The organism is Pseudomonas sp. (assembly GCF_050739775.1).
Classification (GTDB): Bacteria; Pseudomonadota; Gammaproteobacteria; order Pseudomonadales; family Pseudomonadaceae; genus Aquipseudomonas.
Genome location: NZ_JBOICA010000015.1, coordinates 46,431 through 62,028, shown reverse-complemented (window position 1 = coordinate 62,028; position 15,598 = coordinate 46,431). Strand labels below are relative to the sequence as shown.

The 15,598-nt window shown below is 58.7% G+C and carries 12 protein-coding genes and 1 pseudogene; 3 read left to right on the top strand and 10 right to left on the bottom strand.

What is annotated here, in order from left to right; genetic code table 11:
• Positions 1–78 precede the first annotated feature (78 nt).
• A complete protein-coding gene (locus tag ACRESH_RS10095) occupies positions 79–621 on the top strand; it encodes a DUF2062 domain-containing protein (protein WP_431741851.1) in 543 nt (180 codons plus the stop codon).
• On the opposite strand, the gene ACRESH_RS10090 is transcribed toward ACRESH_RS10095, so the two are convergent.
• The 3 genes from ACRESH_RS10090 to ACRESH_RS10080 all read right to left on the bottom strand — a co-directional run bounded on the left by ACRESH_RS10090 (position 589) and on the right by ACRESH_RS10080 (position 3,059).
• Positions 589–1,368: an ABC transporter permease gene (locus tag ACRESH_RS10090; RefSeq protein ID WP_431741850.1), complete on the bottom strand. Its 780-nt coding sequence runs from the start codon at positions 1,366–1,368 to the stop codon at positions 589–591. The two genes, ACRESH_RS10095 and ACRESH_RS10090, sit on opposite strands and share 33 nt — an antisense overlap.
• Positions 1,365–2,297, bottom strand: coding sequence for an ABC transporter ATP-binding protein (locus ACRESH_RS10085; protein ID WP_431741849.1), 933 nt, complete (start codon positions 2,295–2,297; stop codon positions 1,365–1,367). Before ACRESH_RS10085 ends, ACRESH_RS10090 begins: the two co-directional genes overlap by 4 nt.
• 138 nt (positions 2,298–2,435) lie before the next feature.
• A complete protein-coding gene (locus ACRESH_RS10080; protein ID WP_431741848.1) occupies positions 2,436–3,059 on the bottom strand; it encodes a glutathione S-transferase family protein in 624 nt (207 codons plus the stop codon).
• Between the two features lie 184 nt (positions 3,060–3,243).
• Between ACRESH_RS10080 and ACRESH_RS10075 the strand changes: the two genes are divergently transcribed.
• Positions 3,244–5,691, top strand: a complete 2,448-nt coding sequence (locus tag ACRESH_RS10075; RefSeq protein WP_431741847.1) for an acyl-CoA dehydrogenase — start codon at positions 3,244–3,246, stop codon at positions 5,689–5,691.
• A gap of 68 nt (positions 5,692–5,759) precedes the next feature.
• Positions 5,760–6,167, top strand: coding sequence for a PA2817 family protein (locus tag ACRESH_RS10070; RefSeq protein ID WP_431741846.1), 408 nt, complete (start codon positions 5,760–5,762; stop codon positions 6,165–6,167).
• A 53-nt stretch (positions 6,168–6,220) separates the two neighbouring features.
• Here the strand turns inward: ACRESH_RS10070 and ACRESH_RS10065 are convergent.
• From ACRESH_RS10065 to ACRESH_RS10035, 7 genes and pseudogenes are all read right to left on the bottom strand, one after another.
• A pseudogene (locus ACRESH_RS10065) lies at positions 6,221–8,268 on the bottom strand (polysaccharide biosynthesis protein).
• Positions 8,269–8,430: 162 nt separating this feature from the next.
• The gene (locus ACRESH_RS10060; protein WP_431741845.1) at positions 8,431–9,711 is read right to left on the bottom strand and encodes a hypothetical protein; all 1,281 of its coding nucleotides are present in this window, start codon (positions 9,709–9,711) and stop codon (positions 8,431–8,433) included.
• A 183-nt stretch (positions 9,712–9,894) separates the two neighbouring features.
• The gene (locus ACRESH_RS10055; RefSeq protein ID WP_431741844.1) at positions 9,895–10,857 is read right to left on the bottom strand and encodes a hypothetical protein; all 963 of its coding nucleotides are present in this window, start codon (positions 10,855–10,857) and stop codon (positions 9,895–9,897) included.
• 10 nt (positions 10,858–10,867) lie between these two features.
• Positions 10,868–12,622, bottom strand: coding sequence for an asparagine synthase (glutamine-hydrolyzing) (gene asnB / locus ACRESH_RS10050; RefSeq protein WP_431741843.1), 1,755 nt, complete (start codon positions 12,620–12,622; stop codon positions 10,868–10,870).
• Position 12,623: 1 nt separating this feature from the next.
• Positions 12,624–13,178 carry a sugar transferase gene (locus tag ACRESH_RS10045; protein WP_431741842.1) on the bottom strand — a complete coding sequence of 185 codons (555 nt, stop codon included), beginning with the start codon at positions 13,176–13,178 and terminating at the stop codon, positions 12,624–12,626.
• A gap of 1 nt (position 13,179) precedes the next feature.
• Positions 13,180–14,652, bottom strand: a complete 1,473-nt coding sequence (gene murJ / locus ACRESH_RS10040) for a murein biosynthesis integral membrane protein MurJ (RefSeq protein ID WP_431741888.1) — start codon at positions 14,650–14,652, stop codon at positions 13,180–13,182.
• A 51-nt stretch (positions 14,653–14,703) separates the two neighbouring features.
• Complete coding sequence (locus ACRESH_RS10035) at positions 14,704–15,537, bottom strand: aldolase/citrate lyase family protein (protein WP_431741841.1); 834 nt, start codon at positions 15,535–15,537, stop codon at positions 14,704–14,706.
• Positions 15,538–15,598 lie beyond the last annotated feature (61 nt).

Here is a 15,598-nt window from a genome sequence, read left to right as displayed (position 1 = left end):
ATAATTGTCACAAAGTCTGTAATGGGGCACTTTTAGAATCCGTGCATACTTGCCCCCTTCACCTAGTCGAGAGCCTACATGCCGCGTCGTCTCTTCAAACGCTACATGCCCGACCCGACCAGCATCAGGGAACACAAATCCTTACGCTTTCTCGGCCGGCTTTTACATGACCCGAACCTCTGGCACCTGAATCGACACTCGGTTGCGCGAGCAATGGCTGTCGGCCTGTTCGCAGCGTTCATTCCGGTTCCGATGCAAATGCTCTTGGCCGCCAGCCTGGCAATTCTGCTGCGCGGTAATATGCCAATTGCGGTCAGCCTGGTCTGGCTGACCAACCCGTTCACCATGCCTCCTGTGTTTTACTGCACTTACCAGATGGGCGCCTGGCTGATGCAGGTTCCACCCAGGACCTTGCCGGAGGAACTGACCTTCGAGTGGATCACCGGCGAGCTGTCGACCCTGTGGCAGCCCTTCCTGCTCGGCTCGGTAGTCTGCGGCCTGCTGCTCGGTGCCCTGGCCTACTGCCTGACCATGCTCTACTGGCGCTGGTGGGTGGGCCGGCAGTGGCGCCGGCGCAAGCAAAAGATATCAGGTGCGCATTCCACGCCCGCTGACCAGTAGGCGAACACAGCCGAAGTACAACACGGCAGTGGCAACCAGCATGAAACTGATGGCCACGCCAATACGAATATCCGACACCCCAAGGATGCCGTAGCGGAACGAGTTGACCATGTGCAGCACCGGGTTGGCCAACGATACGGTCTGCCAGAACGGTGGTAGCAGGTTGATCGAGTAGAACACCCCTCCCAGGTAGGTCAGTGGTGTCAGGACAAACGTCGGAATAATCGAGATATCATCGAAGTTGCGCGCAAACACAGCGTTGATGAAGCCAAGCAGCGAAAAGATCGTCGCGGTCAGCAGCACCACCAGGATGGTCACGCCCAGGTGATGCACCTGCAGGTGGGTGAAGAACAGTGACAGCAGGGTGACGATCACGCCCACCGCCAGCCCGCGCAATACGCCGCCCAGGGTGTAGCCAATCAAAATGGTATGGGGCGAAACCGGCGAAACCATCAGCTCTTCAATCGAGCGCTGGAATTTGCTGCCGAAGAAGCTCGACACCACGTTACCGTAGGAGTTGGTGATCACCGACATCATGATCAAACCCGGCACGATGTACTCCATGTAGGTGAAACCACCCATGTCGCCGATCTGCCGACCGATCAGGTTACCGAAGATCACGAAGTACAGGACCATGGTGATCGCCGGGGGCAGCAGGGTCTGCGGCCAGATCCGGGTGAATCGGCGCACTTCCCGATAAACGATGGTATTGAGGGCGACCAGGTTGGCGCTTAGTTCCGAACTCATACCGCCACCTTCGCCAGGTTTTTCTCAACCAGAGACACAAACAACTCCTCGAGACGATTGGTCTTGTTGCGCAGGCTTTGCACTTCGATGTTCTGCAGGGCCAACTGGCCGAACAACGCAGTGATACCCACATCCTTGTCCACTTGTACTTCCAGGGTGTGCGGACTGATCAGCCGGCACGGATAGCCGACCAGGTTCGGTGCCTGGGACAGGTCCTGCTTGAGATCGAGCAGGAAAGTCTCCACATGCAGCTTGCCGAGCAATGCACGCATGCTGGTGTTTTCGACAATAGTGCCGTGATCAATGATGCCGATGTGGCGGCACAGCTGCTCGGCTTCTTCCAGATAGTGCGTAGTCAGGATGATGGTGATGCCCTGCTGGTTCAGCTCGGTGAGAAAACTCCACATTGAACGGCGCAGCTCGATATCCACACCCGCAGTCGGTTCATCGAGAATCAGCAAGCGCGGCTCATGGATCAGCGCCCGGGCGATCATCAGACGGCGCTTCATGCCGCCAGACAGCGAACGCGACGGCACATCGCGCTTGTCCCACAGGCCAAGCTGGGTCAGATACTTCTCGGCGCGCTCCTTGGCCACCTTGGCCGGGATGCCGTAGTAACCGGCCTGGGTGACGACGATGTCGAAGGTCTTTTCGAACTGGTTGAAGTTGAACTCCTGCGGCACCACGCCGATGCAGCGCTTGAGGGCGGCCGGCTGCCGATCGAGGTCGTTGCCGAAGATGCTCACCATGCCGCTGGTCTTGTTGACCAGGGTCGAGAGAATGCCAATGGTGGTGGACTTGCCGGCGCCGTTGGGGCCGAGCAAGGCGAAGAAGTCACCTTCGGCGACATCCAGGTCGATACCCTTGAGGGCCTGGAAACCGTTGCCGTAGGTTTTGGTTAGCTGCCTTATGGACAGAGCAGAACTCATAGCGGGTCGCGTACCAGTTTGAAAGGTTCAAGACACGACCGGACAGGCCGGCCGTAGTGAATATGACCATGGTGCTTGCCCAGGCCATACAAGTACAGTCATGTGTATCGATAATAACTATCAGGTTGACCGTAGTGATCAGGTCAGCGCAGTCATGACTGCGGCCTGGTAGGCCGGGCGCTCCTGCAAACGCTCGTACCACGCGCGCAAATGGCGCATTTCGGGACGCTCGATTGGCATCTCGAACCAGGCATAGGCAAAGCAGCCCAGTGGAATATCACCCATGCCCAAGTCGCCGCCGGACAGGTACGGCTGATGGGCCAGGGCCTGATCAGCGATGGACAGCAATTGTGCGCAGGTCTTGTGCGCGGCATTGATCGCCACCCAGTCCTGCTGCTCGGCCGGGGTGCGCAGAATACCCCAGAACAGTGGACGGAATGGCGTGGCCAGTGACGACGTCACCCAATCCATCCACTTGTCCGCCTCGGCACGCTGGCGTACATCACTGACATACCAGCCATACGGGGCACCATACTGTGCCGACAGGTAGCGCACGATGGCATTGGACTCCCAGAGCACCAGGCCGTCATCCTCGATCATTGGCACCAGACCATTGGGATTCAGCGCCCGGTACTGGGGTTCATTGACCAGACCGAAGGCACCCCCGGCATCGATCGACTCATACTCCAGCCCCAACTCTTCGGCGCACCACAGTACCTTCCTGACATTGGTCGAATTCTTCCGGCCCCAGATCTTGAGCATGACGTCGTCCTGATGAATGTGCGGTCGCCCAGTCTACCCCAGGCGCTTGCCCTGACAACCGCCTACGCACCCACGACGAACGCCTGCGGCCACAGCCTGTCATTGTTCTGACAAGCCGATTGACGGATGCCGTCTAAGCTCTGATGGGTCGCAGAATGCCCTTATGTTTCACGGAGGAATGAATATGTTGCTGTTGTGGTTAGTGGTTCTGGTGATCGGTGCGGCCTATCTTGCCCACCGGCGCATCGCCGCCGCGCCGACGCTGGCCCTGCTTGCGGTGTATGTGTTGCTGATGGGCATTTTCAGTCACGCACCCGGCTGGCTGCTGGCGATTCTCTGGCTGCTGCTGGCGGCCAAGGCCGCACTGGTACTGCTACCGGACTCGCGTCGCAAGGTCTTCAGCGGCCCGCTGTTCGGCTGGTTCAAGCGCACGCTGCCAGCCATGTCGCAAACCGAGCGCGAGGCTATCGATGCCGGCACCGTGTGGTGGGATGGCGAACTGTTCAGCGGCCGCCCGAACTGGAACACCCTGCTCGGCTATTCCAAGGCAGAACTGAGTGAAGAAGAACAGGCGTTCATCGACGGCCCTACCGAAGCCCTCTGCGCCATGGTCAGCGACTGGCAGATCGGCCAGGACCTGGACCTGCCGCCAGCGGCCTGGGAGCACATCAAGTCCCACGGTTTCTTTGCCCTGATCATTCCCAAGGAATATGGCGGCAAGGGCTTCTCGGCCTATGCCCACTCGCAGGTGGCAATGAAGCTGGCCACCCGCAGCGGCGACCTGGCATCGACCGTCATGGTCCCCAATTCCCTGGGCCCGGCTGAACTGCTACTGCACTACGGTACCGATGAGCAACGTAATCACTACCTGCCGCGCCTGGCGCGCGGCGAGGAAATTCCCTGCTTCGCCCTGACAGGCCCCCTGGCCGGCTCCGATGCCGGCGCCATGCCCGACACCGGAATTATCTGCAAAGGCCAGTGGCATGGTGAAGAGGTCATCGGCCTGCGCCTGAACTGGGAAAAACGCTACATCACCCTCGGCCCAGTGGCGACCTTGCTGGGCCTGGCGTTCAAGGCCTACGACCCGGAGCACCTGCTGGGCGAGGAAGAAGAACTGGGTATCAGCCTGGCGCTGATCCCCACCGACACCCCCGGTGTCGAGATCGGCCAACGCCACCTGCCCCTGGGCGCGGCTTTCATGAACGGCCCCAACAGCGGCAAGGACGTGTTCGTCCCGCTGGATTTTCTCATCGGTGGCCAGGCCATGCTCGGCAAAGGCTGGATGATGCTGATGAATTGCCTGTCGGTCGGCCGCTCGATCTCGTTGCCAGCCGTAGGCACCGGCGCGGCCAAATACACCAGCCTGGTCACCGGCCAATACGCACGGGTGCGCGAACAGTTCAACGTGCCACTGGCGGCTTTCGAGGGCATCCAGGAATCCCTGGCACGAATCGGCGGCAATGCCTTCCTGATGGACAGCGCTCGCCTGCTCACCGCCAAGGCCGTGGACTTGGGGGAAAAGCCCTCGGTGCTGTCGGCAATTCTCAAGTACCACCTGACCGAGCGTGGCCGCGAATGCATCCAGCACGCCATGGACGTGCACGGTGGCAAGGGCATCATCATGGGCCCAAACAACTACCTGGGGCGCAACTGGCAGGGCGCGCCGATCTTCATCACCGTCGAGGGTGCCAACATCCTTTCGCGCAACCTGATGATCTTCGGCCAGGGTGCCATCCGCTGCCACCCTTTTGTGCTCAAGGAAATGGCCCTGGCCGGTCGTGAAGACCACGATCAGGCACTCAAAGAGTTCGACCAGCTCCTGATGCAGCACATCGGTTTCGCCGTCGGCAATGCTGCCAGCACCCTGGTCCTCGGCCTTGGCCTCGGACATTTCGAGAAGGTACCGGGCGACGCCCTGAGCCAGGGCTACTTCCGCGCCCTCAATCGCCAGGCCGCGGCCTTCGCCATGCTCGCTGACCTGTGCATGATGCTGCTCGGCGGCGAGCTTAAACGCCGCGAGCGCCTGTCAGCGCGCCTGGGTGATGTGCTGAGCCACCTCTACCTGAGCTCGGCGGCCCTAAAGCGCTATCACGACCTGGACTCCCCCAAGCACCTGCAACCCCTGCTGCGCTGGGCCATGGAAGAAAGCCTGGGCCAAGCCGAGAAAGCGCTGGATCGCCTGCTCGACAACTTCCCCAATCGATTCCTTGGCTGCGCCCTGCGTCTGCTGGTGTTCCCGTTCGGCCGTCGACATACCGGCCCGAGCGACGAGCTGGATGCCGAAGTGGCTGCACTGATCGGACGCGCCAAGGGCGATCCGGCGCTAGAAGAACTGCTTACCGGCTGCTATCGCCCAGAGGCTGCCGATGACCCGGTGGGTGCCCTGCAGCAGGCCTGCAGCTTGCTCGACGAGTGCGCCCCGCTGCACAAAAAGCTGCACCAGGCAGACAAGGACGGCCAGCTCAGCCCGGCACCAGGCGAATCGATAATCGATGCAGCTCTGCGCGCCGGCACTCTTGAGGCCACAGAAGCACAAACGCTGCAGACCGCCGAAGCAGCCCGACGCAGCGTCATTGATGTCGATGCCTTCAGCAAGGAGGAACTGCTGCCCACCCCTGGCAAAATTCGTTAAGGGCCGGGACATCGGGCGCCGGGAGCCGTATACTCCCGCGCCCGTTTTTGCTCAAGAGGATCGCCAGCATGGCCACCGCTCACCTGGAATACCATCTCGCCCTGCTCTCCCACCTGCGCACCATCCTCGCAGCCCTGGGTGAGGCCGAGCAGGTGCCAGAAGAAAGCCACGCACTGTTTCTGGAGCGTTTCGACGACCTGCTCAAGGAATTGCCGGTCGACCCGGAAAGCAAGTACCTGGGCCAGGACCTGATGTGCCAGGTCATCCAACGCTACCCACAAATCGCTCACCTGATGCCACGCGACCTGCTGTGGTTCTTCGGCGGCGACTGCCTGCACTTCATGCCCGATGAAGAGCTCGACCTCTATCAGGAACTGGAAGAGCGTCGTTACGAGGCCGAGCAGAACGACGAACCGTTTGACTGGAACCAGGAAAAGCAGCTGTTGAGCATGTCTGGCGACGACAGCAAGCACTGAGCCCAGCGCAGGCGCCCTGCTATCCCTTCCCGGCAGATAACAGGGCTCGCACGCTATTGCAGATGCCCCACAGCGTAACGTCGCTGCTGATAGATCCAATCGACAATCTCACCCTCCGGGGTGTAACCGCTCACGATTTCACGTAGCAGCAAACGTACCTTGGGGTAATCATTGGTTTCCAGTGCAGTCACCAGGCCAGCAATGAGCGTCTTGAGCTCTCCCCAGGGAATATGCTCCTCGTCGGCACTCATGATCATAGGGTGTTCGGTCAAATTGACGTTGTCACCGATCAGCAACTCTTCATACAGCTTTTCACCCGGACGCAAACCGGTGAATTCAATAGCAATGTCACCTCGCGGGTTGATCTCAGAGCGTACACTCATGCCGGAAAGATGAATCAGCTTTTCGGCCAGGTCGGCAATCAACACCGGCTGCCCCATATCCAGCACAAACACGTCGCCACCCAACCCCATTGATCCGGCCTGAATGACCAGTTGGGCAGCTTCGGGAATGGTCATGAAATAACGGGTGATCTTCGGATGGGTAACCGTCACCGGACCACCGCTACGGATCTGCTGATAGAAACGCGGAATCACTGAGCCGGAAGAACCCAGCACATTACCGAAACGGACCATAGTGAAACGGGTCTTGTTGACATGCCGCAGCGATTCCTCAGCGCCGAACAACACCAGTGCCGACTCGCGACTCAAAGCCTGCAGGATCATTTCAGCCACACGCTTGGTCCCACCCATCACATTGGTCGGACGTACGGCCTTGTCGGTGGAAATCAGAACGAAGTTGGCAACCTGAGCCTGTATCGCCGCCTGGGCGGTATGCAGGGTTCCGAGAATGTTGTTCAGCACGCCTTCCGCCACGTTGTGCTCGACCATGGGCACATGTTTGTAGGCAGCAGCATGGTAGATCGTCTCGACACCCCACGTCTGCAGCACATCAAGCAAACGCTGAGGATTACGAACCGAACCCAGAATGGGGATCAGTGCAGTCGAGAATGACTCGCGCACAATACATCGCTCCAGCTCCGTATGAATCGTGTAGAGGCTGTATTCGCTGTGCTCGAACAGCAACAGCGCACGCGGTTTGCTGGAGAGAATCTGCCGGCACAACTCCGAGCCAATCGACCCGCCTGCCCCTGTCACCATCACGACCTTGTCCAGGATGCATTTTTCGAACAGTTCCTGCTGCGGCGCAACCGGCTCACGCCCGAGCAGATCGCCGATGTCCACCTCCTGGATTTCCTCAACCTTGACCCGGCCACTCGCTAGGTCCATGAACCCCGGCACACTGCGCACGTGCAGCGGAAAAGGCTCCAGTTTCTCCAGCACCTCGCGGCGTCGTGTACGCGTTGCCGAAGGAATTGCCAGTAAAATTTCCCTTGCCCCGGTCTCATCGACCATTTGTTGGATGTGCTTGGCCGAATAGATGCGCAACCCGGCAATGACGCGGTTGTACAGGTTCGGATCGTCATCAATGAACGCCACCGGATGCATGGCGCGGCCTAGGCGCAAGGCAGCCACCAACTGGTTGCCAGCAGCCCCGGCACCATAAATGGCCACCCTGGGCAAACAGGCATCCTTGCCCCTTGACCGCAAAGAAGGCTCAGGCGCAAACCAGTCCCCCATGAAGAATTGACGCATCGCCAAGCGCAGGCCGCCGATCAGGAAAATGCTCAGCCACCAATAGTTGAAGACCATCGAACGAGGAAGTGGCTTAGGTACGTCGCTGTACCAATAGATGACCAGCGCCAACAGCAAGGCTGAAATCGATACCGCTTTGAGGATCGCAATCAGCGCATGATTACCCAGGTAACGCATGACCGCCCGATACATACCGAAGCGCACGAACAGTGGAATGGCGATCAACGGTGCCGCGATAAAAAGCCAGATGTGGCTACCCAACACGTCGATATCCTTGGTATCTCCAAGGCGCACAAAAATGCCAGCCATAACGCAGCCCATACAAGTACTACATCGGCCAGAACCTGAATCACTCGTTTGCGCCGACGCGACAACGTCACCAGACGTTCCCGCACCTTTTCAGCAAACCTCAACAAAACAACACTCCTTATCCCCGAGCAATCCATAAACAGCAAGAACCTGGTAGCCACTCACACCGTTGGCATAAATCATCAAGGATACGACCCGAACATCCGAAAAGCCCAACATGATTTCAATGCGACACTCAATAGGAATCGGGCATAGGACGGCTTCGGGGTTGCACCCTCTGGATCTTGAAAGCCAATGGGCTAGCGTGAAACGGGTTCCAGCAATGATTCGATCACGTTCACAAGGTTATTGGTTGGGCTCGTGGCAAGCGCATCGTTTGAGCATGGAGTTTGCGAGGTCGGCAGGTCCATTGACAGTAAAGCCGCTTCAAGCTGATCCGCAGAAGGCACGTCGGTGGCGATCCCCATTTGTCCATAGGGTGCATCAGCGGTAAAGACTGAGCCGCTCACGCTGAGCACGGGACGCCCGACCAGATGCGCTTCCAGCCCTACGGTAGAACTCATGACAACGACAACATCCACAGCATGCAGAAGCGCGACCAGGTCCTCACTGCCCCGACTCAACTCGACACGCTCCTGCCCCTGCTCGAACGTCACTCGCTCGCTCGGGTGATAGCGCACTACCAAGCGATAGCCCGCGTTCTGTGAGACAAAACGACGTAGGCTTGCTTCAATTCTACTGGGCAGTGTCGGGTCCCCTTTGCGATCCGCGAACGGATGTTGCTCGGGCTCTACCTGCGAAGCCCACAGCAGCACCGTTTCGTCCGCCGCCCAGCCTTTTGAAACACGCAAGCTGTGACCTGCCGCGCGCGCCTCATCCTGCTGCAAGCGCTCAAACGCCGGATTTCCGGTCACGACCACCTGCTCGGCCTGGCAACCCTGGGCCAGGAACATCTCCTTTACCTGCTCGTTCAAGACGCAGATACGGCTGGCATAACCTGGCTTCCTGATCCACTGGATTTCCTGCAACCCAAAAATATCAACGGCACAGATCGAGGCAATGCCGAGCCGTGCCGCAGCCTCGAATGCGGCCTGTTCGCTACGTGGTGAGTTGGTTGCCACTACCAGGGCGGGGCGCACCTGTGCAAACCAGCGTTCAAACAAGCCAACAGGCAGAAATGCCTGGCGCCCTTTGGACGCGTACAACTGTGCAGCTGCTTCGCTGCCATGGCACGAAACCAGCTCGCGATAATTCAGGCCCATATAGGCAATCGACTCGGCCAGGGGCACTTCCCCGCCAGCAGGCAACTCCGCCGTCAACCTACGCCCATAGGCGAGCACTTCTTCGCTATCTGCATCAGGCAGGTTCCTGTAGCCGATATAGTCAATGCCAGCACGCTCCAGGTAAGGCCCCGCAGTGGTCAGCGCAAGAACCACGACCGGACGACCTCGAGCAATCAAGGCACGCACCACAGGTGCCAGCATGGCGACATGCCCGCCACCATACGCCACAAACACGATCGGCCCCGCTTGATGTGCAGACAATACGGAAGGTGAAGTTTGCTCGATACCAGACATCATAAAATGCTCTATGCACCAGGCGTCAGACACTACTCACTCGATGTGGGTCGCCCAGTATTCGTTGATTCGCTGCGGGGCTCCATTTCAGGAACGACCGCTCATTTGACGAGTGTCGCTCACGGCCAGAAAGGTGCTGACCATCAGCGCCCGAACTTACCCAGGCAATCGAAACGGATCGCGCTCTCAGACTTTTTGCAGCGTATCGCGCAAGCCGATAAACCTGGCAAATCGCCGCTTTCCTCCATCCAGCTCGCACAGTACAAGCGGGATAGCCAGCGTCAGTACAGTGAAACCAAACATTCCACCGCCGACAGCAATGATCAACAACTTTCTAATCGGTCGAATCGGCGGGCCGAGCATTAATACCACTGTCACAACCATAGCCACCGGCACCACCAAGAGCGCAAGAGCAGTACCCAGGCCACCCGCGGAAAAGAACACTCGCCCGAGTCCATGCTCAAGCATGTTCAAGGCGCCCAGAACACCACCGCCGTAAAAGTCCAGGTTCTTTTCCACAGCCACAATAAAGTAGCTGGCGAACACATAGACGCAGGGAGTCAGCAGCACCAGAAGAAACAGCCCCTTCAAGCTCCTCAATCTGATCCCACCCGCACGCCAGCGGCCGACCACAAACCAGCTGATAGCAACGAGCACCACGATGAAGATACCCGTACTCACGGTAGCCAGGAAACATGCCAGCGCTGCGCGTAATACCGGGAGCCGTACCGCAGCAGCAACCCGACTCAGATCAAGACACAGCGAGACGCATAACAGCCAGGCTGTCCAGGCAATCACACCACGCCCATTCATGAAGAAGTGCGCGGCAAAGAACACGACCCAGGTAATCAGCGCAGGACTGGAAAGGTTAACCTTACGAAGTATCCCGGACCAGAGCGATGCATTCAGCAAAAGGAACACAGAGGCATAGAGGGAAAAACCCAACCCTGGATAATTACCCTCCAGCCACAAGCCTGGATACGCCACCAGATAACGAAACAGATGCGGATGGCCAATCAGCATTGCAGGAGTAGCTTGCTGGGCCCAGAGTTCCAGAACCTGGGGCCATGCAGAAAACGTCTTAACGCCGGTCAGCGTAAAAGCCGCAACTAACAATAAGGTGACCAGTTGTGAAGTACGTACCTTCATGCGGGAGGCGCTAGCATTCCTTTTGCCAGTGACTCAATGCAATCAGCGCACGAATCTCTCTGGTCCGGTTCTCTGTACCCTTGATATGCGCGTCATTCATCCGCGCCATGGCCGAAGGCTCGAAAATCTGCGTTGGCATGTTTTCACGGCAATACTGAGCCTTGCTTGTCTTGAACCACTCGCCGACCGGTACCGTGAACATCTGCTTCTTGCGGTAAGCCAGATTCTCACCAATCAACGGTGCAACCGCTTTCTTGTAAAGGTACTTGGTAACACCGTCCTTGAGCTTGAGCGAGCCCGGCATACGGAATGCAAATTCCATCATGCGGTAGTCCAGAAACGGGGTACGTGCCTCCAGCGAAACAGCCATGCCCATGCGGTCCGGCTTGACCAGGTTATTACCGCTCAGCAACAGCTGCATATCCAGATAAAGTGCCTGGTTGATACGGTCCTGATGGGCAACAGCCTTGAAGTACGGCGCGGCGACCTCGAAGGAGTCCACTTGTGCCAGACGATGCGCCCGCTCTGGCGTGTAGAGCGCCTGTTTGCCTGCGTGGGTGAACAGCGAGATACTGTCGAAGTAGCGACGCTGGAACTCTTCGTCACTCCAGGACGCCGCTTCAGGTGCGGCAAAGAAATCCCGGTGCTTATCGTAACCGGCAAATAGCTCGTCACCGCCGTCGCCGGTGAGTACCACCTTGACCTGCTTGGCCGCCAACGCGGAGACACGATAAGTCGGTAAAAACGACACATCGCCATGCGGCTGATCGCAATGGTAGGTTGCCATTGGCCACAGATCCAGCATGTCGGGCTCGACACGCTCCATGGTGTGTTGCGCACCGAAACGCTCGGCCGCCTCCTGTGCATAGGCAGACTCGTCGTAGCGCGGGTCATCAAAACCGATGCAGAAGGTTTTCACCGGCTCCTTCATGTGTCGAGCCATCAATCCAACGATGGTGCTGGAATCCACACCGCCAGACAGGAATGCGCCAAACGGCACGTCGCAGCGCAGACGCAAGCGCACCGCATCGTCGAGTATCGCGTTGAACTCTTCGATCCAGTCCTCTTCGCTCCGCCCGTGCACAGGCTGGATTGCCGCCAGATCCCACCAGCGTGAAACCTGGACGCCAGTGCGAGTCACCTTCATCAGGTGCCCCGGCATCAGGTGACGCACACCCTGATACATCGTGAACGGCGCCGGCACGTAGTTGAAGGTCAGATAATGGTGCAACGCCTCCTCGTCCATCGCAGGACGCGGCATCCCGCCCTTGAGCAACGACTTGATCTCCGAGCCAAACGTCAGCTGTGCACCGTCATCGTGTACATACAGCGGCTTTACGCCGATCCTGTCGCGTACCAGGTACATGGCCTGCTCGCGGGCATCGTAGATGGCGATGGCGAACATACCGTTGAGTTTGTTTATGAAGGAGATCCCTTCACGCTCGTACAGGCGCAGGAGTACTTCAGTGTCGGAATGCGTTCGGCATGCATGAGCGGTACCGGCAAGTTCCTGGGCCAACTCGAGGTGGTTGAAGATTTCGCCATTCTGGACCACGACGATCTGACCATCGTCCGAAATGAACGGTTGATGTCCGCCAGCCAGGTCAATGATCGACAGACGCTGGTTGCCCAGAGCAACCCCTGGCGCACTGAACACACCCTGGTCATCCGGCCCCCGGTGCTGGATTGCATCGCCCATGGCGCGCAACGTTTCGCGAGACAGGGACTTCTCCCCACGGTGAAAATATCCAAAAATCCCGCACATGTCAGTTGCCGCCCTTTCCGAAAACCTGTTTGAACGTCAAAAAGATAATTTCAAAATCCTTTAGGAGCGAGACGTGCTCGGCATAATGCAGGTCCATCTGCTTGCGTTGCGCTTCAGTGGCCGCAGAACGCAGCGTGGCCTGTGCAAGACCGGTAATACCAGGTCGAACGCTATGGCGGATACGCCACTCCTCATCGGTGTAGAGCGACCGTTGCGCCGGAACATCCGGTCGCGGCCCGACTACACTCATGTCACCCAACAATACGTTGAACAGCTGCGGCAGCTCATCCAGGCTGGTACGCCGGATGAACTTCCCGACACGGGTAATTCGAGGATCACCGTCCGCAGTGGAATATCCGCCGAGGCGCTCGGCATTGATGACCATGCTGCGGAACTTGTAGATGCAGAATTCACGCCCCCCACGTCCGACACGACGCTGCTTGAACAGTACAGGGCCGAAATCCGAGAAGTAGATGGCGAGCGCTACGCCTAACAAAATAGGAGACAGCACCACAATAGCTGCAGCAGCGCAGAATATATCGAAAAGCCTTTTCATGTTATTCCCCGCTCCTCTTGGCAGAGCGAAATGTATATAAACCTGCAGCGACTGCAACGGCAAATACCAGCCCAGCCAACAGCACCCGCCAAAAGACTACGGGGCCTATCAACAACGCAGCACCCGGTTTGAGCCAGAACACATCGACCGCGACGCCAGCCAGCACCACACCAGCCATAGCAAGTACGCACGTCAGAATACTACACGACTTGCCCAGGCCTGGCCTCAGGCTTCGAGCGCCGACGGCTGCAATCAGACTGAGAGCAAGGATCGCGTGGAACGCCGGCAAAGACCACATCAGCAGCAACGGGTCGTTCATCCACACGCCTGGAATGCACAGCAACGGAAAGAGCAGCATGACGACGATGGTACGGCGCAGCACTACCCCAGGCTGCCGACGTGCATTCAGCGCGGCCGTGGCCAGCCCCGCGACCCCTACCCAAGGGACGCTAAGCAGGGCGATCTGCGCCAGCGCGGCAATGTGCATCTGCCCCTCGCTCCCCACGCGCCCCGAACCGAACAATACGGCCACCACTGCGTCGATGAACGGCCAACCGCACATCACCACAGCGACCGACAGCACCAGAGAACGCTGCAGGGCCGAAACCAGAATCCCCTCGAATTGCGCTGTGTCCTGCCGGTCATGGGCCTCGCTGAGCCTGGGGAAAGCTACAGTGGCGAGTGTTGTGATCAGAATGCCGAGCGGCAACTCGACCAGCTTGATCGCATAATTGAACGCGGCGAGTTCCCCCTTGCCCAACCATGAGGCCCCCGCACGCAATACCACCGGCACAAGAACCAGCAATGATGCCGACGCCAGCCCAGCCATGAAACCACGCGCCAGGTTACGGCCTAGCAACCAGCCTTGATGGGGCTCACCCACCTGCGCCCGCCCCACCTGCAGACCGCACCATTGGCTGGCCCAACGCAACAACGCACCAAACAGAATGCCGACACACAACAATGCCAGGTAGCCGTCGGCCTTAAACGTCGCCAAGATCAGGGCGCCAATCACGCATAGATTGAAAATCAATGTACCGCAACCCGCGACAAAGAATCGGTCGCTGGCATTGAGTGCCGCCGTGGTCACGCCCGAGAGCGCCGACAGTGGAATGGCAGCGGCAATGACGTAGATCATCCAGTTTTCGAGCCAGTGGGTCGCCCCCTCCACGCCAGGCGCCAACAACCCAAACCAGAGCGATGGAAACGTTGCGAAAAGCAGCCCGAGCACCGCAAAGCCTGCACCAATGACCAGCGAAGCCTGCCTGAACAAGGCACCGGCCTGCGCAGCGGTGGCCGCACGCAAGGCAGGCACCAAGGCAACGCCGATACCACCGGACAGCAAAAGGTTGACCAGCAGGTCCGGCACAGTCAACAGCACGATGGCTATATCCGCCTGATCGGAAAGGCCGAGCGACGAGGCCAGCAGCACCTCCCGCCCGAAGCCCGCCAGACGTCCCGCCAGCAGCGCCACACTCAAGAACAACCCGGCACCAAGCAAACTACGCTGAGCATGGGTCATGATTCAGACATTCGCTCTTCGGGCCCGAATCGACGTCACGATGGCACCGACGTTCCGCTGTACGGTCTGGTGCGCTGCCTGCAACTGTGCCGGTTCAGCCCGCAAGAACTGCTCGTACACCTCACGCAGTTTGCGAACCTCGCCGGCAAAGTCCATCTGTTCCTGAATGTCCGCCAGGGACTTTGCGTCGCGATGGAAGGTTCGCGACAGGATCGCAGCGCTGGAGCCCAGTCGAACATGCTCGGCCATCAACAGCTCGGCCGGCAGCATGCCCTCTCCAACCCGTGCCACGCCGCCAATACCAAAAGGCATGCCGACCTCGCGCAATATTTGCGCCAAGCCATCGACCATGCCGTTGGCCAGAAGCTCGAACATGAAGTCCAGCCCCTGCTCCAGATGAAGGTCATTCAAGCCGATATGAACCTCATCCACCCCTTGAACCTGCACACATTCGCGAAGCGAATTCGCCGCGGCAACAGTTTCGACCAGCAGACTGCAACGCGCCCGCCCATCTACCGCGTCAACGAAGGTTTTCACCTCATTGGGCGTGCGAAACATGGGTAGCATCAGAATGTCCGCACCAGCCTCGATCGCTTGATCGACCTCGGCCTGGATATCCGGGTGTACTGGATTGATACGCACAAGCAGGCGCCCAGCAGGAACAGACGACCGCACACGGCGAACATCATCCAAGGTATGGCGGCTGATGACTGTATTCAGGTGTCCTTGCCGCGCCTCTTTACCAAGAATCTCGGTATCAACGAAAATGCGATCCACCCCACTTGCGATGGCGAAACGAGCCACCTCAGGGCAGTTGGTGATCATGAGAAGCTTCATTGCGGCGTCCTTTTGCCTGTTGTGGTATTGACCATATCTACAAAAATTAAAAGCCAGGGGC

Excerpts from the sequence above, each read along its gene's own strand:
- ACRESH_RS10045 (WP_431741842.1), bottom strand. The coding sequence starts at position 13,178 with ATGAAAAGGCTTTTCGATATATTCTGCGCTGCTGCAGCTATTGTGGTG.
- ACRESH_RS10075 (WP_431741847.1), top strand. The coding sequence starts at position 3,244 with ATGTTGCTGTTGTGGTTAGTGGTTCTGGTGATCGGTGCGGCCTATCTT.
- ACRESH_RS10055 (WP_431741844.1), bottom strand. The coding sequence starts at position 10,857 with ATGAAGGTACGTACTTCACAACTGGTCACCTTATTGTTAGTTGCGGCT.
- ACRESH_RS10095 (WP_431741851.1), top strand. The coding sequence starts at position 79 with ATGCCGCGTCGTCTCTTCAAACGCTACATGCCCGACCCGACCAGCATC.
- ACRESH_RS10090 (WP_431741850.1), bottom strand. The coding sequence starts at position 1,368 with ATGAGTTCGGAACTAAGCGCCAACCTGGTCGCCCTCAATACCATCGTT.
- ACRESH_RS10080 (WP_431741848.1), bottom strand. The coding sequence starts at position 3,059 with ATGCTCAAGATCTGGGGCCGGAAGAATTCGACCAATGTCAGGAAGGTA.
- ACRESH_RS10085 (WP_431741849.1), bottom strand. The coding sequence starts at position 2,297 with ATGAGTTCTGCTCTGTCCATAAGGCAGCTAACCAAAACCTACGGCAAC.
- ACRESH_RS10070 (WP_431741846.1), top strand. The coding sequence starts at position 5,760 with ATGGCCACCGCTCACCTGGAATACCATCTCGCCCTGCTCTCCCACCTG.
- ACRESH_RS10060 (WP_431741845.1), bottom strand. The coding sequence starts at position 9,711 with ATGATGTCTGGTATCGAGCAAACTTCACCTTCCGTATTGTCTGCACAT.
- asnB (WP_431741843.1), bottom strand. The coding sequence starts at position 12,622 with ATGTGCGGGATTTTTGGATATTTTCACCGTGGGGAGAAGTCCCTGTCT.
- ACRESH_RS10035 (WP_431741841.1), bottom strand. The coding sequence starts at position 15,537 with ATGAAGCTTCTCATGATCACCAACTGCCCTGAGGTGGCTCGTTTCGCC.